The sequence below is a fragment of the Ruegeria sp. HKCCA5463 genome (assembly GCF_013034175.1).
In the GTDB taxonomy this organism is placed as follows: Bacteria; Pseudomonadota; Alphaproteobacteria; order Rhodobacterales; family Rhodobacteraceae; genus Ruegeria.
Genome location: NZ_WQFL01000003.1, coordinates 265,524 through 289,849 on the forward strand (window position 1 = coordinate 265,524; position 24,326 = coordinate 289,849).

The window sequence follows — 24,326 nt, forward strand, 5'->3', positions numbered from 1 at the left end:
ATGAGTCTGGAGCGTAATAGCAACCAAGTGGAACAATTGGGTATTAGCGCATTGCTGCAGGGCATGGCGCATGTGCCGGGCGCAATCTTAACCGCCACTGAAGCATTCGAAGTCGTCGTCGATCACGATGACCCAGCCGCTGCCCAAGCGGATAGGGCATTGAACGACGTCGTGAGAACAGTACTTCTCCCCCGCATGGAGGAAGATCCGAACGCGCTGGTCTCTGCATTGACTAAAGCACTCCAATAGCGTTGCCAATTTGTAAGGTGGACTTTGATGCCGTTCGCCGCATTATCGAGATAGTCTGTTTCTTTACCCTGGGCGGCAGTCCGGAAGCGGACATTCGAAGAAGGTGCAGCAATCTGCTGGTTTGGGCTCAATTCAGTCGACCTTCGCTGCTTCCCGTGCCTATGACTGGAGGCAGCCCAAAGCAGACCTTCAGATCCAAGTTATGCAATTTCAGGTTTGCGGACTTTGCAGCCATCCGCATTCTTGCTCTAAAGGACCACAATCAGCCCGAAGCGGACCTACAAAATCCGACTTTGCAATTCTCGTGTTGCGGACAAGTTAGGCCGCGTACCGCCAAGGTCTCAGCGTCGCTAGCCACTGAACTCTGACAGTGGCTCCGCAACTACAATTGCTTAACACAAACTTTGCGCCAAAGACTGTTGCCAAGCTCTGTTTCAGTTCATTTTGCCTGACAACGTTTGTGTCGGCAGTTGTCCAAAGAGTGCTCTGTAGTCTCGCGCGAACTGACCCATGTGCCAAAATCCGTAAGCGTTTGCGATGTCCGATATACTCTCCTCTGGCGAGCAGGATACCAGTTCATGGCGCACAGCACCGAGACGGGCTCTTAGATAAAACTGCTTGGGGCTCACCCCATATGTTTCCTGAAACGCGCGACGAAGAGTGCATGCGGATACCTGAATATCTGCACATACTTCACCGATTGACACGTTATCCATCAAATGGGCCCGCATGAACTCAACGGCTTGTTGTGCTAAACGGGTTCTATTTTTACTGTTTCGCCGATCACTCCATTTTTCGCCTACCACCAGCATTTCCAGAAGCTCTAAGATCATATCACTCTCTTCACTATCAGAGCTTGGTCCGGCCGCTGATCCAATTAGAAAGCGCGCTTTGTTTTTGACTAAGGAATGAAGCTTGCCAGCGTCGCTAACGAAAGATCTTATAGCGTCATTTCGCACGGTGCTGATATCAAGACCGCAATCGTCGGCGATCCGTTGAGCCCTTCGGATGTCGATGCCAAAGGTCAGGCCTGTGAGCGTTGAATTGCTCACGCCTTCAAAAGGGTCTCCGCTACCAAAATTCATCAGAGCGGTGTCTGAGGGTGAGCCGTTAAGCCAAGTCCGTACACTCCCTTTGTCTGGTAAGCCAAACGCTAGAATGTCAGGGCGAGAAACACCGGTTTGGTACACAGCCTTATCAAACGACAAATCAATCATTTGAAGGTCAAGACCTGCCCAAACGGATACCGAAGAGTTCATAGTTCCCTCTTCAATTTGGCGTAGCTCGACATCCCATTGGGACAGCTTGCGGAATTGCGAAGGGTCCTGCAAAAAAAAAGTGTTTGGGGCGCAGGTTTTTTTGGGGGCTGATCGTTTTTTGATGTCGTCCATTCCGCCCCGCAGGTAGTTTTCATGAAATGTTATTCGAATATGTAGGCGTGGACAATTGCAAGACAAAGCAGACAAATCGAGAGGGAAGAGATTCGGACGCCCATCGTTGCCTGACGATACTGCGCGCACCGAACGCGTCGTAACGCTGCTAACCAAAAGCGAAAAAGAGTTGTTGCGCTCCCAGGCTGAAGACAGCGAACTCTCCCTTTCAACCTTTTGCCATCATCTGATCCTTGAAGGTCTGAAAACAAGTAAATCATGAAACAGGGGTATCTCATGAAATCAAAACTGTTCCTCTCCGCGCTGGTCTTTGCCGGCTCCGCTATCACGGCGGCAGCTCAGGACAGCAATATCGTGCATGATGCGGAATACTATGTGCTGAAGCAGCAAAACGAAGCCGTTTGGGTCGAGAACGACGCACAGGTTGACCAACTGCTGGCCGATTTTCGTGAGAAAAACGGAGGGAACCCTCCAAACATCTTCTACATCCTTATTGACGATATGGGTTTTGGCGACATGGGTATGCCCGAGATGAACGCGATACGCGGGTATTCGACGCCCAATATCAACGCGCTCGCAGAGGAAAGCATGCGGTTTGCGCGCATGTATACCGAGCCGTCCTGCACACCGTCGCGGGTCGCCTTCATGACGGGTCGCCAGCCGTATCGCAATGGGATGGGCGATACCGCCGTCGATATTTCAGGTTTTGGCCTTGCCGATGAAGAAGTCACAATTGCCGAAGTTCTGAAATCCGTAGGCTACAACACCTCGCATGTTGGCAAATGGCACATGGGCGACATTCAGGAATCCTGGCCTACTTATCAGGGCTTTGACTACGCCGCGTTCCCCATCCATCAGCAGGGCCAGTTGGCCATCTTCAACGAAGATGCAGCCAAGGAAGAAATCACCATGGCCATAGGGGAAGACAACTACAACTCCAAATACACGCTGGATGATTGGTTTCGCCCTGATCCGGGACACATGATTACCGGCCTCGAAGCTGTTATTGGCGGGGAGGTCCGCGAAGTCCATATGGAACCGGGTGAGAAATGGACCCAGGACAAATATAATGAAATGAACATCCGCTATCAGGCACAGGCGATGGAACAGTTGCGCCTGCTAGCAGAACGGGATGAACCGTTCTTCCTGCAATACTGGCCGCTTGTCCCTCTGTCGACAACGCGCACGACGAGAGAGGCGTTCACGACACCCAACGGCGGTACATTCGTTGAAAGCATGGAAGAGCTGGATGAATGGATCGGGGTCATTCTGAACGAAGTCGATGCGCTGGGGCTTAGGGACAATACCCTGATCGTTTTGATGGGCGACAACGGTCACTTCACCAAATATGCCCCCGGCAGTGGGTTTTCGCCGCTGGTCTTCCGGGGCGGCAAGGCCGATACGTCTGAAGGAGGCGTTCGGGTGGATGCGTTCGCCCGCCTGCCCGGCTTGATCGAGGGAGACTCGATTGTATCTGACATTATTCATATCTCTGATTTGTTCACGTCAATTGCGCGTATCGGCGGAGCGATGGATGCCATCCCCCGCGACCGGATCATTGACGGTGTCGATCAGACGTCCCTGATGTTTATTGGCGATACGCATGGGCGCAGGGATCATGTACTGATCTACTCGATCAATTCGCTGAAAGAGGTGGTAAAGGAACACATCAAACTCAAAGTTCCGGCCAAAGGTGAAAATGCTATCGTGGCCAAGTTCTACAACCTGTTCCGCGACCCCCGCGAAGAACAGAGCGTATCGACCGAGATCGGAGCATGGGCTGGACATGAGTTTAACCGCATTATTGCCCGCCACCTGAAATTTAAGGAAATGTACCCCGATCAACCGGCCGCGACTGGACGTCCCTATGAAGGTATCGTGAACCTTCGTCCTGAAACCGTCGCAGCGGTGGATGCCTTTGTCGCCAAGCGGGACATTCAGCCCGACTAAAGGGTGAAGCTGATAAGAGTAATGCAAGCCCCGCATCAGATAATGATATGCTTGATGTGGGGCTTGGCATCCACAACAAAAATTCTGGAAACAATATGAAAATCCAAGCGCTTGTCCTTGCATTGGCGACTGGCATTGTTGCGGCCCCAGCAATCGCCGATGAAAACGCTTCAAACCCTTTGGCCGCAGTTAATAACACGGACATCCGGTATCAGTATTTTGATTTGGGCAACGGTGCTGACAAGCAGGACGCCTTTATAGATGGCGCATACATGCTGCGGCCTGATCTGAAACTGAAATATGAGTTGCACTACAACTCAACGGATGTGACTGGAACTCGGTTCACTGACTTCGAGAAATTGAGCCTCAAAGCGATCTATTTCCCTTCTCAGAGACCGCTCAACGAAACGTGGGCCATCAAGTCGGCCATTGGTCTGGAGTGGATTCTGGACTTTGGCGACCCGGAAAAAGGGATCGGAACCGGGTCCGATCAAATTGCGCCTTTTGGCGGGTTCGCCTTTGCAAACACAAAATCAGGGCTGACGCTGATCCCACTGCTCCAGCATTTTGCTTCATACAATGGCCCGACGGACATAAACCAAACCGCGATGCGGTTGATTGCGCTACAACCGTTTGGCGATGGGTACTGGGCCAAGGCTGACATCAAAGCACCATATGACTGGGAGAACGATGCTTGGCCAGCGACCGCTGAGTTCCAGATTGGCAAGAACCTCAGTCCTGGCATCGCAATTTATGCTGATTTCCTAATCGGTATAGGTTCCGACCGCCCCTACGATAAAGGTGCCGGCTTGGGTTTGCGTTTCAACTACTAGTCCACCCACACCCAACCTCGGCGAAGATCATCTATGTCACAGTCCAGAACTCTGTTCAGCCATTTGTATTCTGCGCCTATCTTGACCCTTCCTGGAACTGCCTTGAGCCAATCCCTGCCCGCGCCGGGTTGGTAGGAAATAAATTGGCGTCACTCGCGCCGCATCATTCTATCTGGTCGCTCCGCTCTGAACTCGGGGAAGATCAATAGTCTCTAGGCGATCCGCTGAGATGGATTTGAACCTTGAAACTGAATCCGTTGTTCGCGCTTCTAATCCCCAACCAGCGATGCTTAGGCCCAGAGTTCTGAGAAAAGAGACTTCTATTACGATCTGTACCCAAGACTTTGCAAAGTCCGCTGTCTGCGCATTGCTGTCATTGGGGCATAGAGCAGCATCGGTCGAAGTGGGCTCGAAGCCGTCATTGGCGCAATCCCGACAAGTGTCTGCTCCGCGGACAAACCCGCCGTTCCCTGAGAAAACCGATAGGCATACCTTTTGAATAATCGCCTCCACACGTCTTCCGACGATTCGAGACCTTAGCTACCGATCTTTCCACCGCACGTTCACAGGTATTAGGCAAGTTGCCGGTTCTAACAACCTATGAACGTGGTAGTGTTTTCGAGCCAACTTGCGGGAAGTAACCATGAGTCAACGCCGCCTTGCTGCAATCGTGTCTCTCGATGTCGTCGGCTTCAGTCGGATGATGCAGGGCGGCTCCAAGCTACTTCTCAAAACACTGAACACCTTGTACCGCGATCTGGTAACGCCGATCGTTGAACAAAAAAATGGCCGGGTGGTCAAACTGTTGGGCGATGGAGCATTGATTGAATTTCCGTCAGCAGGGAACGCTTTAGAAGCGGCAATTGCGATTCAAACCGAGTTAAGAGAGCCAGACCATCACTATCTGGTTCCGGAACGTATCCAGCTTAGAGCGGGTTTGCATGTCGGCGACGTTACCGTCGATGGCGAAGATATCTTCGGAGACGGCGTTAACATCGCTGCGCGGCTCCAATCGGCAGCTGAACCCGGGGGCATTCTGGCCTCAAAGGTACTTTGTGATCTTGCCGGAGCGGATTACGCCAAACGATTACGCCGAGAAGGGCTGCATACGTTCAAAGGCATTGAACAGCCGATCGAAGTTTTGTCGATCAACTTCACCGATGAACATGTGTCCAAATCGCGCGCTAACTTCGCCAAAACACAGGAAATTCGCTATTGTAAGACAGACGACAACATTAGTCTGGCCTGGAGCTCAGTTGGGGACGGTCCTCCGGTCGTAAAGGCGCCAAGCTGGATTGGACACTTGGAACTTGACTGGCGCAATCCGGGGAAAGCTCCAATTTACACATCCATCGCTAGTCGACATCGTTTGGTCCGTTTTGATGCACGGCTCAACGGTCTATCCGACTGGGATGCAGAAACCTGCACGTTCGAACGGTTCGTTGATGACTTGGAAACCGTTTTCGACGCAGCGGGTATCAAGCGCGCGCCGATCCTTGCGATATCGCAGGGGTCCGCAGTAGCAGCCGCATTCGCGGCGCGCCGACCTGACCGCGTGTCTGCGATCGTAATGATAGGTGGGTTCCCCGTTGGTCGGGCAAAAAGAACATCGCAAAAAGATGTGGAACGCGCCAACGCAATTAAGCAAATGATGACTGCCGGGTGGGACGATGATTATCCGTCTCTGCGTGACTTAATGGCGCAAATCATCGTGCCGGGCGCAAGCCAAGAAGAACGGCGGCAATATGCCGAAGATATGCGAAAGATGATTTCACCCGAAAACATGGGGCGGTATCGCAGCGTGATTGATAACATCGATATCTCACCGATATTGTCCAAGGTCGAGGTGCCGTGCCTTGTTTGCCATGGGACCGGCGACAGGATGCAACCGGTCGAACAAGGACGATTGTTTGCAAAGGGATTGCCCAACGCGAAGTTCATCGCCTACGAAAGCTCGAACCATACCATCCCGGACAACGACCCGGAATGGCCACGTTTTGAGAGGGATGCCCTGGCTTTCTTGGCTGAACACAGCTGAATTATTGCTCCAAGTGCCTTTGGGTCTGGCGCTATATCTCTCAAAACAAATGCTACAAGAGTACCTCGCCAGAGTAATGGAACACAGAGTTGCAATAAGTGCAGTCAGGCTATCCTACGCACAATACGCCGAAGGTGAGCCGGTGGTCTTTGTTCATGGTTCGAATGCGGATCATCGGTTTGGCGGGTTTTGCAGATATGGTATCCTCTAAGAGGGAGGCGAATTGACAGCCGAGCAGTCTTGCGGCCTGTTCGCACGAGATCCGCATTCATGGTATTCCTCGACTTGATCGCTCGCACAAGGCAGCGTTTCAGTTGGACTGGTCGAAAGCAACAATGGACAAGCTCTCTGTCATGAACGCCTTCCGCCGCATTGTCGAGCGAGGCAGCTTTGCGCGTGCAGCGGAGGATCTCGGGGTTTCTCCCGCTCTTCTAAGCCGCGAGATAAAGCTTTTGGAGGAGAGCCTTGGCACGGTATTGCTCACCCGCACAACGCGTTCAATGTCACTCACCGATGCTGGCCAACTCTTCTACGAGGAAGCATCAGGTATCCTTGATGCCGTGTCCCAGGTCGAGACGCGCATCCGTGACGGCGCCGGGGCGATACGCGGTCATCTCAAGGTGAACGCCTCCAGTTCCTTCGGTCAGACCGTCATTGCGCCGATCCTGCCGGGGTTTTTCGACGCCTATCCCGATCTGCGCCTAACGCTTTCGATGGATGACCGGGTGATCGACATGGTGGAGGGAGGCTTCGATGTGTCGATCCGGATCCGGGCGGCGATGCCGGATTCCGCGCTTGTGGCCCGCAAGCTGGGGACGATGCGGCAACAGGTCTTTGCCGCGCCGTCCTATTTAGACAGCGTCGGTGCTCCAGAAACGCCGCTGGACGTTGCCGATCACCGTGTCATCGGCTTTTTGCTGGCCGATCACCTCATCGCCTGGACCCTTCACGGTCCGTCCGAAACGGTGACCGTGGACCTTGATCCGCCCATCCGCGTCGGCAACAGCCTTGTCCTGCGCGATCTGCTGATTGCCGGCCAGGGAATCGGCACCTTGCCGGATTTCGTGTCAAAGGATGCGGTCGCGCGCGGCGAGCTGGTCCGCGTACTGCCCGATTGGGAACTGCCAGCGCCTGAAATCTACGCATTGACGGCCTCGCGCCTCGGCATGGATGCGAAAGTGACGGCGTTTCTCGATCACTTGCGCGCCGCGCTGCACCCCTGACATTCTTCAATCCACGTAAAGAGTGAATTGAGAGCGGTCCGGTTATTCCGGGCCGCCTCATCGCCGATCTTCTCAGGTGACGAAACCCGAAACACTGAGAGGATCCCATGACCCGTGTTCTTGTTCTCTACTATTCCAGCTATGGCCATGTCCGCGCGCTTGCCGAGGCCGAGGCCGAAGGCGCGCGCTCGGTGCCCGGCACCCATGTCGATCTGCGGCGCGTGCCCGAAACCGTCCCCGAGGAGATCCGGCAGAAGGCCGGGTTCGCGGCCGACGAGACCCCGGTTGCGTCTCCCGCCGATCTGGAAAGCTACGACGCCATCATCTTCGGCACCCCAACGCTGTTCGGGATGATGGCCGGGCAGATGAAGTCTTTTCTCGACCAAGCGGGCGGCCTCTGGGCGCGGAACGCGCTGGTCGGCAAGGTCGCGGCCGTCTTCGCCTCTACCGGCTCGCAGCATGGCGGGCACGAGGCGACGCTGCTCTCGACCCAGATCCCGTTGCAGCATTTCGGAATGCTGATCGCGGGCATGCCCTATACCTTTGCTGGTCAGAGGGCGGGCGAGGAAATCGTGGGCGGCGCGCCCTATGGCGCGGGCACCATCGCCGGAGCCGACGGGTCGCGTGCACCATCCGGGACCGATCTTGCCGGGGCGCGCTTCCAGGGCGCGCATGTCGCCCGGATCGCCGTGCGCCTTGCCGGGGCGGATTGGCAAGAGGAGGCCGCGTGATGCCGTCCCTTACAATAGATTTCTTTCACGACGTCGTCTGCTGCTGGTGCTTCAACATCTCGTCGCGGATGCGCGGGCTTGCGGAGGAGTTCGATCTCGATATCCGGCACCGAACCTTCGTCCTGCAGGCCAGCCGCGCCGAGATGGCCGCACGCTGGGGCGCACCCGAAGACGCCCGCGAGACCATCCTTGGCCACTGGGACGCCTGCCGCCAGGTCGGCGACCGGCCGGAGCTTGTCGATATCGACGCCATGCGGGCAGCGCCCTTCGACTATCCCCACGGTATGATCGCCGCCCTCGGCTGCAAGGCCGCCGAACGCATTGGCGGGCAAGCCGCACATTGGGACATGTTCGACTGCCTGCAACGAGCTCATCTGGGCGAAGCCCGCAATATTGCCGACCCCGAAACCGTTCTGGCAGTGGCACGGGATCTCGGGTTCGAGGCGACTGTCTTTGGCGATGCGTTCGACGATCCACACACGGCCCGGGTCGTCGAAGCCGATAGGCAACTGGCCCGCGCTCTTCAGGTCCACTCCATTCCCACGCTCATCGTGCGCGAAACAGGCGCGCGCCTCGTCAACGGACCGCGGGAAGACCTTGCCGCACAGCTCCGCGCTGCCCTCCGCCTTGTCGCCTGAAAGGAGACCCTCATGACCTCTTTCGCCCGTCTTTCGCGCAGCCGGATCCACCGCCGCAGGTTGTGCGAATTGGCACAGGATCTCTCGCCGCACATGCGGCGCGATATCGGCCTTGATGCCTGCGCCAGACCACCCCGGCTGCCCCATCACCTGCTCTGGTGAGCCCCGAACAAGGAGATACGATCCATGTCACGCACCAGCGACATTCTTCTCACGGCGCTCGCCCCGGCGATCTGGGGCAGCACCTATATTGTCACCACCGAGGCGCTGCCGGTGGGCTATCCCGTGACCCTTGCCGCGCTGCGCGCGCTGCCCGCTGGCCTGCTCCTGCTTGCCCTCACGCGCTGCCTGCCGCCACGCGCATGGCTTGGCCGCGCCTTCCTGCTCGGCAGCTTCAACTTCGCCCTGTTCTGGGTGCTTCTGTTCGTGGCCGCCTATCGGCTGCCGGGCGGAGTCGCGGCGACGCTCGGATCGCTGCAGGCGATGATGGTCATTCTCATGGCGCGCGGCTGGCTCGGCACACCGATCCGGGCTGGCGCGGTCGCCGCGGCGGCAACCGGCATATTGGGCGTCGCACTGCTGTTGATCGGACCCGAGGCCGCACTCGATCCCATCGGTGTCGCCGCGGGTCTGGGCGGTGCCGCCTCCATGGCGGCGGGTACCGTGCTCAGCCGCAAGTGGCAGCCGCCCGTCTCGGCGCTGAGCTTCACCGCGTGGCAGCTGACCGCCGGGGGGCTTGTCCTTTTGCCGTTCGCACTGATCATCGAACCGCCCTTGCCGCCGCTGACGGCGACGAACCTGGCCGGGCTGGTCTGGCTTGGCCTCATCGGCGCGGCAGCCACCTATGCGCTCTGGTTCCGGGGTGTCGCCCGGATCGAGCCCGGTGCCGTCGCCATGTTGGGCATGATGAGCCCCGTTACTGCGGTTTTCCTGGGCTGGGTGGTGCTTGGGCAGTCGCTCTTACCCCTGCAGGGCTTGGGCGCGGTCATCGTCCTTGCCTCCGTCTGGGCGGGGCAGCGCGCGAACCGGACCAGCGCCCGTGCTACATTCGCGCGGCACAGGCCGGTGCTTGCAAGAAATGTCTGACCAGGTGTCAATAAGGACGGTCCCAATGCCCAAGCTTACCCTCACCCCCGATCTTGCGTGCGAGATATGGCTCGCCGGGGCTGTTTTACCTCGCGATCATCATGACGGGCTTTGGTGCCGAACTTGGCCTGCGCGCGCCCCTGATCGATCTCAGCGATGCCGCTCTGGCCATTCTGCTCTACCGGATCTTTCGCGCCATAGCGCCGGGCCTGGCGCTTTCGGCCATGGTCTTCCGGCTGATCCAGATCGTGTTGATCGCTGTCAGTCTCATGGGGCTCATGACCGGGTGGATGGTTTTGGTCCGCGCGGATATTCTGGCCGATGCGCCCGCGCTCGCCTTTCTTTTGATGATAGCCTCCAATGCCTGCCGCGGGCTGTATTTGGTTCTTCTGAAGAAATGGCGCATGCACCCTACGCCAGATGAAGGTTTATTCGTGATATTCGTTGTTGGCATTGTCGTCCTGCTGCCGTTCATTGTGATACATGAAGCTGGTACATCTCAGCCATTGGACTACTCTTGGCAGGTCTGGGGATCGATCCTGTTCATTGGTGTTGGCATGGGTGCTATCTACCTCCACCTGATAAATTTTGGTACAAACGAAGTCGGTGCTTCGACAGCTTCTCTATTTGCCTATCTCGTGCCGATATTCGTTGCGGTCGAAGCCGTGGCTGCAAAGGGCATGGACATTCAGACCTATCAAGGCGTCGGTGGTGCGTTGATTGTCAGTGGTGTTTTGATCGCAACCCGTTTGCACCATCGGCCAACGGCTGCGGACCATCCGCCTCATTGATACATGCGTTGCCAGAGGCACGGGGCCTGGCTTCTTATCTGGCTTAACGATTCGAAAGAAGTGCTATTGCGGCACCAGGCAGACCGAAAAGGGCCAAGCTCAATCCGGCAACCCAGCTTCCCGAAGATCTTCAACGAACCTGTCAATATCGCGTTGTTGCAGGTTTTCGAATGCCAGACGCACGCGGGAACAGGTCATGTCGGGGCGTTTTTCTTGGCTCTGACGAATCATTCGTCTCGCGGCGCCTATGGCTTTCTGCCGAATCAGTATTGCCGCCAGCACATAGCGACCGAACGGATCAACCGATTTTCCCTCCAATGCTGTTCTCGCACAACTTTCGGCCTGGCCAAAACTGTCGAGAACATAAAGGCAAAAGGCTTTAGCCAACAATTTCACCTTGAAATAAGGACCCGATGGCCCAAACCGGGTAGCGGTCTCGAAATGCGATAACGCGAGCTTTGCCTGCCCGTTTGCGAGATGCGCATACCCAAGAACCAAATGAGCGTTTGCCGCGCTTGGATTTAGACTGACCGCGAGCTGAGCCTCTGCAATTGCGGTATCGTGTTTGTTGAACTGAGTGTAGGCACGGGCAAGACTTGCGTGCGCAAAACTACTTTGTTCATCCAATGCCACGGCCCGCTCTGCGTGATATAGCGCGCGTTCCTTCGCCTCTTCCCGATCATCGACCTGGACGAAGAACAGTTTCCGAAGCTCGGCGTTCGCAATCACCGCGTGCGCAAGTGCATAGTCTGGTGCGATGTCGATAGTTCTGGTTAGAATATCCTTTGCCTTCTGTGTATCTTCATCTGTGAATTTGAAGAGATGCCATAGCGCTTTTTGAACCCTGTCCCAAACGTTGACCTCACCACGTTTCAACCGGGCTTGTTCGCGCAAGTCGAACCGTAACTCCCAATCTATGTGCCCGACAACGGCTGACGCGATCTCCTCCTGCAAGGAAAAGACATCTTCTGTCTTGTGATCCAGGCGATCAGCCCAAAGATCATGCCCGGTCGATGTATCTACCAGATGGGCAGTCACGCGAACGCGCTGATCGTCATAACGCACGGAACCCTCTACCAAATAGTGGGCCCCGAGACGTTGTGCGATCTCTTCTCCAACCAAAGAAGCATCCTTGAGGAGCTGGGTGGAGGTTGGTGAGACGACTGACAGCCAATCCACTTTGGCAAGTTCGGTTACAAGTTCATGGTTGATGCCAGCCACAAACCCGTTGGTGTCGCTTTGCCCACTAAGGCAGTCGAAAGGTAGCACTGCGATTACTGGTTTTTGCGGCGCTGGAAGCTGAGTGATCATCTGATCAAACAGACGATCTTTTTCGGGTGGAGGCTCGGTTCTTGGTGCAAGCGTTTCGGCCTTAGATTGAGAATCAGACATAGCTCCCCGTGTCGCTGGAAAACGGAACACTGGACCGTGTCTGGGCCATTCAACATTGTTGAGCGTCATGTAGTCTTTGAGATTGTGAGCTGCATACAAGAATGCGTGGCTGCGTGCGCCGACGTTGAGGTTCTTGTGTGCAAAATTCAGGCCCACGGCGACACGGGCCAGCAAGTATTGGCTTTCCATAAAGCTTAGCCGATGGCTTTCGTGGCGCTCGACCCAACTCATAGCGCCTCGCCGAAGAGTTCTGACGAACTCGACGAGGCCGACGTCATCCTGCCAAAGCCCCAATGTGTGGTGTTTCGAATGAAAGAGGCCTAAGTCATCTAGGATGGCATCCCATTGGGCAGGTATGCAGTTTCCGCGCCGCGCCAGAAGGTACGCCATCTCGAAATACGCATGATCGTAAAACAAGAATTGCTTGTCTTCATACATGGCCAAATCGATCAGAAAATAATCAGGATCGCGGGACTGGTGCGATCGAACCAGTACATTGTAGCCATGGAGGTCCCCATGCACCCGTCCCTTTGCCGCTCTTACGCTCAACCGGCCCGGCAGGTTCTTTTCAAAGGCAAAGGCCAGCGGGTTTGGGTACCAATGCCCTTCAAACATAAGACAACGCTCGTGCGGGTCATGTCCGCAAACATCCAAAAGAAAGTGATGTAGCCGGCCTGGCTCAGGATCCAATCTGTAGCCGAGCCATCCAGCAAGCAGATCCTGAGGCGAGTGCAAGCCAGGCGCCATCTCGTAATCGATATTCCAGTCATCAAGCAGGCTTCTCGACAGCCGCTCTAGAACGTTCAAGGCCGGCTCATAGCCGCAATCGTTCCAGGGAAGTGAGTATTCAAGTCCTTGCGCCACAACGGTGGACAGGATCGCAATCTTACCCTCGTGTTCCAAAGAGTGGACGACGCGCGCCAGGTGCTTTGATCCAAACGCGGGAACCGCTTCAAACGCTTCCAGATGCCTTTGGTTTTCGGCCTTTTCATTCCATTCCGGATCGGGCAGGGCGTCGAACTTAAGTATGGCCTGGCCGCTGAACGTGTCGCATGTAATGTCGACAATATAAACTAGGGCTCCGGACTTACCGGCACTTAGCTGCCGGTGAAAATAAATCTCATCCTTTACCAACCAGCGGTCAGTTATCAGCGGCAGAAGCTCAATGTACGCTTCAGGCCATCCGAGATCATCGATGGCGTGCATTAACGACACTCCGCAGAAGTTCGGCTAAGGACTGTGCAAATCTGTAAGGCGGCAACGTTTGGTGACATGATACACAAACAATTGCGTGAACCAAGGCGTTTAAGTTGACCGGTCAGAGTGTTCCGCGCGACGGCTTGATCTGCCTAAAGAAGGCCCAACTGCCTGCAACAAGCATGAAGGACAGCTTTACGAGTGGAAACGAAAATGAGCTGTTGAACGCGATCATTAACTGCATCGGGCCGCGAGAGTAGGCTTTGCAAAAAGTAGGGCTTTAGTATGCTTTCCTTCCTTTGAGCCGCGCCGCGAACTCAAACCCAAAGCGTTTTGGGTATAATGCTCGAAAACGGTGTTCTGTATAGTTAACCAGATAACTCTGATAATCGAAGCCGACCTTCGAAACGCCAACTGGGTGGAAGCTCTGTGGCAAACTTTGTTCCCACCGATCAGACCACGCGCCGTTTTGGTGGTGCATCTGCCGATCATCATGTATCTGGTTGTAGAGACAGACGGATACCTGGCGGACGGAACCAAACTTGTGGACGGAATTGATAAGATCGACGGGGCTACCGAGGCGGTAGCGCTGTTTTTATTGTCAATTGCGTTCATCCGGCTCATTTCGCCGGAGCGCTTGGCAACCACCCCCGACTGAAAGACGTGGTGGCTAACGCTTCGAGTTGCTCGCATGCGGAACTTGGCGAAGCAGATGAATTGGACCAAGGCGATCCAATTGAGCTTGGAAAGCAGACTGCCGCGATTGCACGGAAGAATCCGTAGGTTCAAGTAGTTGGAGGGTGTTACGGAACCGATATACGCCAGCTGAAACCGATGGTCAGCGAATTGGCGCAACCAACTTGGTTCAAATTGCTCGTTTATGCTGAAATCTGAGTCAATACTATGATTTCTTCCTACAACCTGTCATATGGCGGTCCAAAGTTGCTGTCCGCGCGGATGTTTATTGCTGCATTGCGGATTCCCAGGAGCGGACTGTGATAGGCGGCTGTTGATAGTATTACTGCTCGAAACGAAGCAAAGACTCGATTTCACATCCAGAATGGTTTTCAGGGGGCCGGGTCAATGAATTGTCCTAGTCATCTTGGATTCAGAAACCAAATTCCGTTGCGCGGCTACCTACGGGTGGCCGATTGACGGTTTGTTGGGGTTATCTTTCCATTCTTTGATCTTGAGAGCTCTTCCTAAGCCTTTCGCCAACGCATCGAGGTACGGACCTGAAAACATAACTTGAACTTTCTGTTCTGTGTCCTGGTTGATACTTCCGCCTGTGTCGTCAACGAGCGGGTTCGTATCGGTAAGGCCGTTGTCTCAAGCCGCGCGGACAGAATGGAAATGCGCCTCGCCATCTAGGAAGAAGCCATCGCTGGCTTTTGTGAAGGAAACAGTTTTCCACTCATCTCGCCGGCCCCGGCGCCCTAATCCTTCATGGTCTCGAGCGGAGAAGAGTTTGTGATATACTTGATAACTTCGTTGCTGACAGTCGGCAATTTATTGGAGCTCCTCCCATGTTGCGCCGTGTCCAATGGTAAGAGGTTAGCAATGAGGTTGAATGAAGGTCGAAACTCCGGCGATCCCGTGAAAATAGCGTCACAATTCAACTCGTCTTTGATAGAGGCCGGTGTCCCACTCTGGCGCGCAAATATCCGTCATCCACGCCGTGGTTCGGGCAAATTCGCTCTTGTCGCTCCGGCGCTTCCAGCGGTTATTGAGCGTCTTGGGCGGACGGTATTACTCTCACGCTGGCAGTGGACCAGCATCGCGCGTGGCGAAAAAATTTGCAACGATCAGGGCAGACTGTTTTCGGAACTTGAATTTGGAGCCAATTTACCTTTCACATCGGGATGGGCGCCCAGCTCGCTCTCAGCGTCAGCAAGCGAAATTGCTTCATCTTCACCGGCAGCAAGGACGGCAGTTTCAGGCGTAACCACCCTTGCGGGAGCGCTGACTCTAAATGCAGTCTTCTCGCCCTCGGGAACTGCGGACTTAGTGAGAATTCGCCAAATCGTAAATAGTATCATCAGGCAATGCGCTGCGACGGTTGTAAGAAACAAACCCCGCGGCCCGAGTGCTGTCATGGCGAAACCAGCGATCAACGGCCCTACAATTGAACCTAAGCCGAAGACCATCAAAAGGCCGCCTGAGACTTGGATGGACGTTCCAGGTGGTGCATGGTCGTTCGCGTGCGCAACAATGATTGGATACATCGCAAAAATTGCAGCGCCGAACATCCCGACCAAAGCAAGGTTCATGACGCGCGACTCCGGCGCAAGAAGGACAAAAGCCAGATCCGAAGCAAGAGCTACGACCGCTGTAAAAAGTAAGACTTTACGCCGGTCCATTCGATCACTTGCAAATCCAATTGGAATTTGTGCAAAAGCTCCGGCCAAAACCGGAATACTCGCGAACAAAGCTATTGCAGTAAGTGTTAGCCCAACGCGATCCGCATACACCGCAGCAAGAGTCCCAAATGCTGCATTTGAAATGCCAACAAGAAAGACCGCGGCGACCGCAACTGGTGAGTTTCGCCACAACGCCGGTAGATCGAGACGCACAGATGTCAGGGGTGCTGGCGATGCCGAGGTTGACAGGGCAGTTGGTATAAGCGCCAAACAATAGACCATCGCGCCTACGGCAAAGAAAATGAAACCCGTTGCATCTCCCAGTGAGATAGCCATCTGACCGGCTGTCACCGCACCCAGGTTAACCATCGTGTAGACACCAAAGACTGTACCACGCGTATTGGGTTCAACCTTGTCGTTGAGCCAAGATTCGACGATCATTGCTGCGCCAGCAAAACAAAATCCTGATACTGCGCGCGACGGTATCCAAGCCCACGTTTCCACTACAACGGCCTGGAAAAGGATCGTTACGGCAGCGAGAGCACACATTACGCCGAAGGTTCGAATATGCCCTACTGCCCCAACAAGCCTTGGTGCAACAAGGCATCCTGCTACATAGCCAACTGCCCACCCCGTTCCTAAAAGGCCGAGAGAGCTGGCGGAAAAACCTTCGAAGGATCCACGAACGGGAAGTATCAGACCGTGGACACCACCTGCAAATAGAAGAAGCCCTGATCCAAGAAGTAGCGCTGATATCGGTAAGAGCTGTCGGAACATCGGCTCCAGCCTAATGTCAAATTGGGAAATGAGAAGCTATTTTGCTCGCAAACGCGATTTGGCGAAGGTGATCAAGGCTTTCTGTCCAGCAGTTTGGTCAACCTTTGGCAATCTGCTTTCGCTACAACCACTTCGAGAGTTTGAATACGACGTAAAGTGCAATTCCGATGGCAACCGACGCCAGTGTCAGCGCCCAAAACGCAAAGGGCCCACTCAAGCCGGGCATTCCAGCAATATTCACGCCAAACAGTCCAGTCAGAAATCCGAGTGGCAGAAAGATCGCGGCCACGACAGACAAGAGATAGCCGTTTCGAGCAAGCGCATTCGCGTGTTCGGCGTCCATTTGCTCCTGAAGGGCTGTCAAGCGGTCCCGGCTTGCATCCAGTTCCTCAAGCGTACGGCGAGTGCGGTTCGCGGTTTCATTGACCAATACGGATGCGTCGCTTTGAATTACGCTACTTTTCAATGAGGACAAAGCATCGAGCGCATCGCGTTGCGGGCTGATATAGCGCCGAAGTTTGATCACCGTTTGCCGCAATCGCGCAATGCTCTCTGGTTTGATTTCATTTCCTGAAAGCCCAACCTCTTCGAGAGAGTCTGTCTCGTCTTCAAGTTCAAGGGAAACAGCCTCAATCCGCTTTGTGAGCCCCGAAGCAAGTTCTGCCAAAAATGCACCAACACTTTCCGGCCCCGTACCGCTTTCGGCTTTTAGGCGAAGACTATCTGCTACCCAGACTTTGCGCACACGGGCAGATACGATGGTTCTTTCCGTGGCCCAGAGCCTTAGAGAAACCATATCCTCCGGAGACGCGTCAGGGTTCAGGTTAACGCCGCGCAGGTTCAGGATGATGCCATCCTCGTGCAGATCACATCGTGGTCGCGTTTCGGATTGAAGCAATGCTTGCGCGGCTATGTTTGGCAGTTGTTCGGATACCCATTGCCTTAAGCCGCTGTCGGCGAGGTCGAAATGAATCCAGCGGTAACCGTTTTGCTGCCTTGCAAAGGGTTCTAGCCACTCTGAAGAGACGGGGACTGCTTGGCCAGCTACTATATCAAACGCGCAGATGGGAGAGACTGTTTGGGTGTTCATTGGCAATCCTTCTTTATGTGGGTTGGAAAGTTAAGACCACTGATGCTGGCCGCAACACGGATTGCCTTTTAAGAGTGTGCAGCTTTACTCCTATGCAATACCTTTCCGCACTAGGGTCTGGGCAATCAATCCAGACCATCCCGGCTTCGCCGCGCAGAAATGTGGCAAGGGTCATGCTGTTGCTGCGCATCTAAATGATTGGCTTTGTGGTAGGAAAGGCAAAGCGCAATGGCGACCTCGATACTCTCGCCGGTCTCATAGTCAAAACAGTGTTCCGGTCCGCAGAGTTCCAGAATCTCCCCGAGTTGGATCAGTTTCGATACCGTGGCGCCGCAGTGATCACAGAACCCGTTTGCAAGAGCAGCCTTGAGTTCAAGTAGTTCCACAGTTTTTTGAAAGTTGCACTTTCACTTACTCACATGCTTCCAAAACCCCACGTAACGCAATCAGCGATATCTCGGCGATGTCAGACTTCAAGGCTCGGCGATGAGATTAAGGGGGCTTGTGGTCTGGGTTCAGCCCTTCCTTTGAGCTGAGATTTTGGTTTCGGAATTAATCTAACTCGTATTCAACAAACGGAGGCCGCGAGGCTGCGAAGCTGTTTTGCGGCTTGGCCCGGCAACCCATCAACGTCGCTCTCATCAAACACCGCATAGGCTGCGTATGCGAAGCGCGGCGCAGCCTCTATCAATGCGAGCCAGCCTTCTTCAAGCTCTGGCATAATCACACGCTTGGGAAAGTACCCGGCTGCAGGAACTGACTTCAGATACTGAAGGCCCAGGGTTCCGATGCCAAGCTGAAGGCGCGGCGTGTCAAGCTCCGGAAAGTTCAACAAATGGTCTGCTCGGAACTCAGGGCCCCAATCAATAAAGACATAGTTGACGCTGTGAACGGTTGGAAGGGCCAACGGGCCGCTGGTGACAAGAACAAACTCATCTTCAAAGAGTTGTAATGCAGAGAGGCTCGACACGCTTCGCGGCCGATACATGATTGCAAGGTCCAGTTTTCCTTCTTCAATCTCGCGCGTCAGTGTTTCGGAAGTAGCGGCTGATGCTCTGATTGCAACATCGGGTAGCGATGTCATTAGATCTGGCAAGGCATTTATGAGATATCCGTCCCAAAGGCTTGGCGCCGCGCCGATTTCCAACGCTGCTGCCATGGTGGCGGGAAGACCAGCGTCCAGCTTTGCCTGTGTCCAGGTGCGCACCAGAACCTGAGCGTGTTTCAGGAAATGCCGCCCTGCAATGGTCAGTGTTGCGCCTGACTTACCACGTTTGAACACCGGCTGACCAAGCTGTTGCTCAAGCGTTCGAATTCGCATGCTGACTGTTGATTGCGTGACATGAACTTTGTTCGCAGCATCGAAAAAGGTGCCCGTTTCAACAACCGCGAGGAAAGTTCGAGCAAGTTCAATATCCATAGCCAACCTATTTGAATATCCGATATTATCGGCGAGAAAAATTCGTTATTCAACAAGATACGTGTGTGCCATACTCTCTATGTAGCGCGAAAGTGCCCCCACCAGATCGGAACGCCAATCAACAATTCTCGTTTGTAGTGGAGATCCCGAGCTGAGGAACCGTTGCAATCTGAATCCTGTGAATTTGCCACCCACACCGGAGCGCTGCACCAACCCCACAATGGGCAAGAAGCCCATTTTCTCATGGAGAAAACAAAATGAGTCGAGTTTCTGTTGTTGCTCTTCTCTCTTCGCTGTTTGCTGTTCCGGCATTCGCTATGCCCGCTGATCTTGACATGGACGGTGATAGCCTGGCGTCTCTGGCAGAGCTTCAGACCAAGTATCCTGAAGTCTCGGATGATCTCTTCCTGGAGATCGATGCGAATGCAGATGGTTTCATCAATGACGACGAATTGGTTGCCGCCGTTGACGCAGAACTTCTCCCTGGTCCCACAGGTGATCAGTAAGCAAAGGTTGTCACGGCTATGAGGAAGCCAATCCCGCCCCACAAATGGCTGCTTGCCGCGATGGGTATTTGGTTGGTTTTGTCCCCCTTTGTCCTGTTTCGGGAGGAAACACTGTTGCAGGGCATGGCTGAACTTGAAGCAATCGCCTTCATGGCAACTGGCATTGTTGTTCTGGTCATGTCCGGCGCTGACGGCCGGAGCCACCTTCTCGCACGGGTGGCTCCGGTTTCAGCTCTGGGGTTCCTATTGATCGCGGCTCCAACGTCGCTGAGCTTCACCGGCCATATTGTGGCGACGGCCAATGCATGGCTAACGGGATCAGCGCTGATCGCGCTCGTCGTATGGGAGGTAATGGCGAGCCGCGGATTGCGTGCAATCTCGTAACCTGGCGCGGGGCGGGCAACTGCCCCGCGTTTTTACATTCAGACTATCTAAATGATCTCGTCTTCATCGAACATTGGATCGCCGTCGAGCTGATTGGCGATCATGTCGATCCGCATTTCAACATCCGCGCTCGTCGTTTTGGCGATATGAAACAAGGCGTCGCCCTCGTGCACAAATGGCAAATTAGTGCGTCCTACAATGATGCCGTCCGCTTCTCCAAGAACGTCCATTCTGATTTCCCCAAACGGGTCCGAAATCCGGCCGAGCAAGTCGCCGACCTCTACATATTCGCCCGCCGCCTTGAATGTTCTTAGCAATCCACCGGCCGGAGCGCGTACCCAGGAACTCATTCTTGCATGAACGGGCGCCTCACGCACAGACGCGATCCCGCGCTTGGCAACCATGCCCATCGCGTTCATTACCCGAAGAATACCGGCGAGCCCCGCCCGCGCCGAAAGCTCGTCAAATCGAAGCCCTTCGCCACCTTCAAACAGCAATACATCGACGCCGCGCTCTTGGGCTGCCTTTCGCAGCGACCCGTCGCGCAGCTTTGAAATCATGACGACCGGTGCACCGAACGCATCGGCGTATCTGATCGTTGCATCCGAGGCAGGGGAAACTCGAATTTGAGGCAGGTTGGTGCGATGAATAGCGGCAGAATGAAGATCGATACCGAGATCGGAACGCTCAACAATTTCGGTCATGAAGATATGTGCGAGGCGGCCCGCCAATGATCCGCCCTCGCTACCGGGAAAAGACCGGTTCAGGTCGCGCCTGTCCGGAAGGTATCTCGATTGGGTCATGAAGCCGAACGCGTTCACTATAGGCACAACCAGCAACGTGCCCGCGATCTTGTCGAGTTGAGGGGCCCGTAGCAATCGCCGTGCGATTTCGACGCCAATCACTTCATCGCCATGAACCGCCGCGCTGACAAACAGGACCGGCCCTGGGCGGCGGCCATGAACCACATGCACTGACATGCTGACCGGCGTATGATCGGACATCACGCTCACCGGCAGGTCCAGCGTAGTCCGCGTGCCTGCCGGGACGGTGAAACCGCCGATTTCAAATGGCTCGCGCATGGCTGTTATCCGCGCCCGCGTGTCTTGGTGTTTCCCTTGGTGGCGTTCTTTTCCAGGAACTCGACGATCTTGCCCGCAACATCGATCCCGGTCGCCTTTTCCACCCCTTCCAATCCGGGTGAGGAATTCACCTCCATGACCACCGCCCCGTGATTAGCGCGCAGCATATCTACACCGCAGACATTCAGCCCCATCGTCTTGGCCGCTCGTACAGCTGTGGAGCGTTCCTCGGGAGAGATCTTGATGGACTTGGCGCTTCCTCCCCGATGTAGATTGGATCGAAACTCACCCTCGGCACCCGTCCTTTGCATTGTCGCAATGACTTTTCCACCAACCACAAGAGCTCGGATATCGGTGCCACCTGCTTCTTTGATGAATTCCTGCACCATGATGTTGACCTTTGCGCCGCGAAAGGCTTCGACAACAGATTTGGCTGATCGGTTTGAATCAGCAAGGACAACTCCAATGCCTTGCGTCCCTTCAAGAAGCTTGACCACCAGCGGTGCATCGCCCGCGAGCTTGAGGACTTCATCGGTCTGTTTAGGGTCATGGGCGAAGGTCGTGACCGGCAAGCCTATCCCGTCCCGTGCCATGAGCTGCATAGAGCGCAGCTTGTCGCGAGATCTGCCGATAGCCACGGATTCGTTGAGTGGAAAGACCCCCATGATCTCGAACTGTCGCAGCACGGCCAATCCATAGAATGTGACCGATGCTCCGATCCGGGGGATCACCGCGTCGTAGTGTCCGAGGTTTTTGCCGTCACAGTAAACCTCCGGTCGACGCGACGCTATGTTCATGTAGCAGCGCAGCGTGTTTACGACATCAAGTTCATGCCCCCGCTGTTCGGCGGCTTCCTTGAGGCGCTTGTGCGAGTAAAGATCAGGGTTCCGGGCCAGCATCACAATTTTCATTCTCGGCCTCCCTCTATGTCTTTGATGTTAGCTTTTTTCTTGGTATTGCTAGGTGTTTTGGTGCTTTCAGTAGATATGAATGACCCGGATCGACAAGGATACCGCGCCTGCGAATGGCTGTGCGGCCGAGAATCAAGTCAAATTCCATCTTCGCGCGGTTGGCCAGAGAGACGTCGATCTGCCATCGATGCCGTCCGAGCAAAAGCTGCGTTCTCACGATCAATCGACGTTCGGGGACACCACCTGTGTTCTTGATTTCGCGCTCGTCGACAACCCTGGTTCGAACCCGGTTTGGTGAACGGCGGTTTTGGACTGGTATCATGAACTCGACCCATCGCTCGCCGTCAATTTCAAACACTGTCTGGTCCACAGCATGGAGTGCTGCGGTTCTTGCACCGGTGTCTATCTTGGCCGGGATATTCTCTATTCCGAATTCGGGCAGGCTTATGCGTTCACGCCAACCTATGATTTCTGGGTTTGAGACACGCTTCACCATAGCATTTACTCTAAGCAATCATCGTTGGCACGTCTGTAGTTCACAAACGAATTGGCGCTCATCACGACATAGAACGTATCCATGTCGATTAACACGTACCCAAGTTCAAAAAGTGCAACCGACAGTGCACGGATGTCTGTTTCGTATAAACGTCTACGCCCTGCGATCCGACGGACGAGCTTGTCCGGGATTCGATAGCGTCCATTTGGCTTACCGCCAAAGTCCTGATCGTAAAGTTCGGCCAGGCGTACGGCGGTCATAGATGTCCAGTCACTTTCAAGCATGACTTTTACCTATATTGACAAAAATAATTTGTCTATAGACAAAAATATTCTGCTATAGGGTTTTCACTGAACAGAATCTCCACCAATGAAACGAAGATGAGAGACATCGATACTATCCCGAAGGAACTGGAAGCGCAGTTGCAGCAAGCCCTGGCAGAGCGTGACGGGGCTGAGCTCGCAAAACTGCTTGATCCGCTTCCGTTGAGCGATGCCCTGCGTGAACTGCTCAATCTGCCAGTAGAGCAGCGGAGTGCCGCACTATCTTTGCTGTCACCGGAACTGGCTGCCGAACTTGTCGAAGAGGCTCCGAACGCGATGGCGGTCGACCTTGTCGAGCGCATGGAGTCTGAGCAGGCCGCAGAGGTCATCGAAGAGCTGGATTCCGATGTTCAGGCTGATGTCATAGGAGAGCTTGAAGACGCAGATGCGGAAGCGATCCTTACCCGGATGGATCCTGGGGACGCCGCAAATGTACGTCGGCTGGTGGAATATGAGGATGATGTTGCAGGAGGCCTCATGGTTGCCGAAGCCTTCACGTTTTCCGAAACCGATACAGTGGGAAGAGTGCTCAGGCGCTTCGCAAATGAAGAGTATGACCTTGAACGCTATCGGGGTCAGCATCCCTATGTGCTGGATTCGAATGGTGCCCCAATTGGAGTGGTCTCATTACGCAGTCTCGTGTCCACTCGTCGAAGCGCGCGTTTGACCGATATCATGGCGCCTCCAATTGCCGTCCCGGCCAACATGCCGCTGGAGAAATTAGAAGACTTGTTCGATGAACACCCGTTTCTTGGATTACCGGTCGTGGAGGCGGACGGGCATCTGGTGGGCGTCGTCTCGCGGTCTGCCGTCGATGAAGCCCTTCTGGAACGTGCGGAATCGGCCAGCTTGAAACGCCAGGGTGTTTTCGGTGATGAACTTCGGTCGATGCCACTGCCGCTTCGGGCGAGGCGACGGCTTCAATGGCTCTCGGCCAACATTGTTCTCAATGTGATCGCCGCCAGTGTGATCGCCGCCTATGAACAAACCCTCGCGGCCGTTATCGCGCTGGCTGTGTTTCTGCCGATGGTGTCCGACATGAGCGGCTGCTCGGGCAATCAGGCCGTCGCCGTCAGCATGCGCGAGTTGTCCCTCGGCCTTGTCCGGCCCATCGACGCCATGCGTGTCTGGTTCAAAGAAGTGTCGGTCGGGGTGATCAATGGGTTCGTTCTGGGGCTTCTAATTGGCGTCGTTGCCTGGATGTGGAAAGGCAATCCGTTTCTGGGGCTGGTGATTGGTGGAGCACTTGGGCTCAACACCGTCGTCGCCGTGTCCATTGGCGGTGTTCTACCATTGCTGTTGAAGCGCATCGGTCAGGACCCCGCCGTCGCCAGCGGCCCTTTATTGACGACTATAACCGACATGGCGGGGTTCTTCCTCGTATTGAGCCTTGCAACCGCAATGATGCCACTTCTGGTTTGACGCTTTCCCGCACCCGAACCATCAGTTCGGCCGGGT

The 24,326-nt window shown here is 54.9% G+C and carries 25 protein-coding genes; 15 read left to right on the forward strand and 10 right to left on the reverse strand.

The features are described from left to right. Entirely contained in the window at positions 1-249 is a 249-nt protein-coding gene (locus GOW09_RS09535; RefSeq protein ID WP_171117700.1) for a hypothetical protein, read from the forward strand. 434 nt (positions 250-683) lie between these two features. Here the strand turns inward: GOW09_RS09535 and GOW09_RS09540 are convergent, their stop codons facing one another. Beyond that, a complete protein-coding gene (locus GOW09_RS09540; RefSeq protein ID WP_171117702.1) occupies positions 684-1,640 on the reverse strand; it encodes an AraC family transcriptional regulator in 957 nt (318 codons plus the stop codon). 106 nt (positions 1,641-1,746) lie between these two features. On the opposite strand from GOW09_RS09540, the gene GOW09_RS09545 reads away from it, so the two are divergent. From GOW09_RS09545 to GOW09_RS09590, 10 genes are all read left to right on the forward strand, one after another. After that, a complete protein-coding gene (locus tag GOW09_RS09545) occupies positions 1,747-1,902 on the forward strand; it encodes a hypothetical protein (RefSeq protein ID WP_170380012.1) in 156 nt (51 codons plus the stop codon). A 14-nt stretch (positions 1,903-1,916) separates the two neighbouring features. Further along, positions 1,917-3,590, forward strand: a complete 1,674-nt coding sequence (locus GOW09_RS09550) for a sulfatase-like hydrolase/transferase (RefSeq protein ID WP_170386664.1) — start codon at positions 1,917-1,919, stop codon at positions 3,588-3,590. A gap of 47 nt (positions 3,591-3,637) precedes the next feature. Beyond that, positions 3,638-4,423 carry a hypothetical protein gene (locus tag GOW09_RS09555; RefSeq protein ID WP_170592131.1) on the forward strand — a complete coding sequence of 262 codons (786 nt, stop codon included), beginning with the start codon at positions 3,638-3,640 and terminating at the stop codon, positions 4,421-4,423. Between the two features lie 643 nt (positions 4,424-5,066). Then, the gene (locus GOW09_RS09560) at positions 5,067-6,461 is read left to right on the forward strand and encodes an alpha/beta fold hydrolase (protein WP_171117704.1); all 1,395 of its coding nucleotides are present in this window, start codon (positions 5,067-5,069) and stop codon (positions 6,459-6,461) included. 335 nt (positions 6,462-6,796) lie between these two features. Then, positions 6,797-7,684 (forward strand): LysR family transcriptional regulator, encoded by an 888-nt coding sequence (locus GOW09_RS09565; RefSeq protein WP_171117706.1) that lies wholly within the window; start codon positions 6,797-6,799, stop codon positions 7,682-7,684. A gap of 107 nt (positions 7,685-7,791) precedes the next feature. After that, positions 7,792-8,415, forward strand: a complete 624-nt coding sequence (wrbA, locus tag GOW09_RS09570) for an NAD(P)H:quinone oxidoreductase (RefSeq protein WP_171117708.1) — start codon at positions 7,792-7,794, stop codon at positions 8,413-8,415. Further along, positions 8,415-9,053, forward strand: a complete 639-nt coding sequence (locus GOW09_RS09575; protein ID WP_171117711.1) for a DsbA family protein — start codon at positions 8,415-8,417, stop codon at positions 9,051-9,053. The genes wrbA and GOW09_RS09575 overlap by 1 nt, the downstream gene beginning before the upstream one ends. A 12-nt stretch (positions 9,054-9,065) precedes the next feature. Then, entirely contained in the window at positions 9,066-9,215 is a 150-nt protein-coding gene (locus GOW09_RS09580) for a hypothetical protein (RefSeq protein ID WP_171117713.1), read from the forward strand. A 24-nt stretch (positions 9,216-9,239) separates the two neighbouring features. Beyond that, positions 9,240-10,139, forward strand: a complete 900-nt coding sequence (locus GOW09_RS09585) for an EamA family transporter (RefSeq protein ID WP_171117715.1) — start codon at positions 9,240-9,242, stop codon at positions 10,137-10,139. Between the two features lie 53 nt (positions 10,140-10,192). Beyond that, positions 10,193-10,930 (forward strand): EamA family transporter, encoded by a 738-nt coding sequence (locus tag GOW09_RS09590; RefSeq protein WP_171117716.1) that lies wholly within the window; start codon positions 10,193-10,195, stop codon positions 10,928-10,930. Positions 10,931-11,029: 99 nt separating this feature from the next. Here GOW09_RS09590 and GOW09_RS09595 read toward each other — a convergent pair whose 3' ends face one another. Continuing rightward, positions 11,030-13,528: a hypothetical protein gene (locus GOW09_RS09595; protein ID WP_171117718.1), complete on the reverse strand. Its 2,499-nt coding sequence runs from the start codon at positions 13,526-13,528 to the stop codon at positions 11,030-11,032. A gap of 409 nt (positions 13,529-13,937) precedes the next feature. Here GOW09_RS09595 and GOW09_RS09600 point away from each other — a divergent pair, with 409 nt between their 5' ends. Continuing rightward, positions 13,938-14,177, forward strand: coding sequence for a hypothetical protein (locus tag GOW09_RS09600; RefSeq protein WP_171169361.1), 240 nt, complete (start codon positions 13,938-13,940; stop codon positions 14,175-14,177). A 1,147-nt stretch (positions 14,178-15,324) separates the two neighbouring features. Here GOW09_RS09600 and GOW09_RS09605 read toward each other — a convergent pair. From GOW09_RS09605 to GOW09_RS09615, 4 genes are all read right to left on the reverse strand, one after another. Beyond that, entirely contained in the window at positions 15,325-16,656 is a 1,332-nt protein-coding gene (locus GOW09_RS09605) for an MFS transporter (protein ID WP_171117722.1), read from the reverse strand. A gap of 121 nt (positions 16,657-16,777) precedes the next feature. After that, positions 16,778-17,746, reverse strand: coding sequence for a zinc transporter ZntB (locus tag GOW09_RS09610; protein ID WP_171117724.1), 969 nt, complete (start codon positions 17,744-17,746; stop codon positions 16,778-16,780). Between the two features lie 125 nt (positions 17,747-17,871). Next, positions 17,872-18,132, reverse strand: coding sequence for a hypothetical protein (locus GOW09_RS22320; RefSeq protein ID WP_217360264.1), 261 nt, complete (start codon positions 18,130-18,132; stop codon positions 17,872-17,874). A gap of 182 nt (positions 18,133-18,314) precedes the next feature. After that, on the reverse strand, positions 18,315-19,166 hold the full coding sequence (locus tag GOW09_RS09615; protein WP_171117727.1) for a LysR family transcriptional regulator: 852 nt from the start codon (positions 19,164-19,166) through the stop codon (positions 18,315-18,317). 257 nt (positions 19,167-19,423) lie between these two features. Between GOW09_RS09615 and GOW09_RS09620 the strand changes: the two genes are divergently transcribed. Next, positions 19,424-19,672, forward strand: a complete 249-nt coding sequence (locus GOW09_RS09620; RefSeq protein ID WP_171117729.1) for a hypothetical protein — start codon at positions 19,424-19,426, stop codon at positions 19,670-19,672. A gap of 18 nt (positions 19,673-19,690) precedes the next feature. Beyond that, on the forward strand, positions 19,691-20,056 hold the full coding sequence (locus GOW09_RS09625; protein WP_171117731.1) for a hypothetical protein: 366 nt from the start codon (positions 19,691-19,693) through the stop codon (positions 20,054-20,056). A 47-nt stretch (positions 20,057-20,103) separates the two neighbouring features. Here the strand turns inward: GOW09_RS09625 and GOW09_RS09630 are convergent, their stop codons facing one another. From GOW09_RS09630 to GOW09_RS09645, 4 genes are read right to left on the reverse strand one after another with little or no spacing between them, the layout of a single operon-like run. Then, entirely contained in the window at positions 20,104-21,138 is a 1,035-nt protein-coding gene (locus tag GOW09_RS09630) for a succinylglutamate desuccinylase/aspartoacylase family protein (protein WP_171117733.1), read from the reverse strand. Positions 21,139-21,143: 5 nt separating this feature from the next. After that, positions 21,144-22,049 (reverse strand): 30S ribosomal protein S6--L-glutamate ligase, encoded by a 906-nt coding sequence (rimK, locus tag GOW09_RS09635; protein WP_171117734.1) that lies wholly within the window; start codon positions 22,047-22,049, stop codon positions 21,144-21,146. A gap of 13 nt (positions 22,050-22,062) precedes the next feature. Beyond that, a complete protein-coding gene (locus tag GOW09_RS09640) occupies positions 22,063-22,545 on the reverse strand; it encodes a RimK/LysX family protein (RefSeq protein WP_171117737.1) in 483 nt (160 codons plus the stop codon). A gap of 5 nt (positions 22,546-22,550) precedes the next feature. Continuing rightward, positions 22,551-22,829, reverse strand: coding sequence for a hypothetical protein (locus tag GOW09_RS09645; protein WP_171117739.1), 279 nt, complete (start codon positions 22,827-22,829; stop codon positions 22,551-22,553). Between the two features lie 96 nt (positions 22,830-22,925). Here GOW09_RS09645 and mgtE point away from each other — a divergent pair, with 96 nt between their 5' ends. Next, a complete protein-coding gene (gene mgtE, locus GOW09_RS09650; protein ID WP_171117741.1) occupies positions 22,926-24,290 on the forward strand; it encodes a magnesium transporter in 1,365 nt (454 codons plus the stop codon). Positions 24,291-24,326 lie beyond the last annotated feature (36 nt).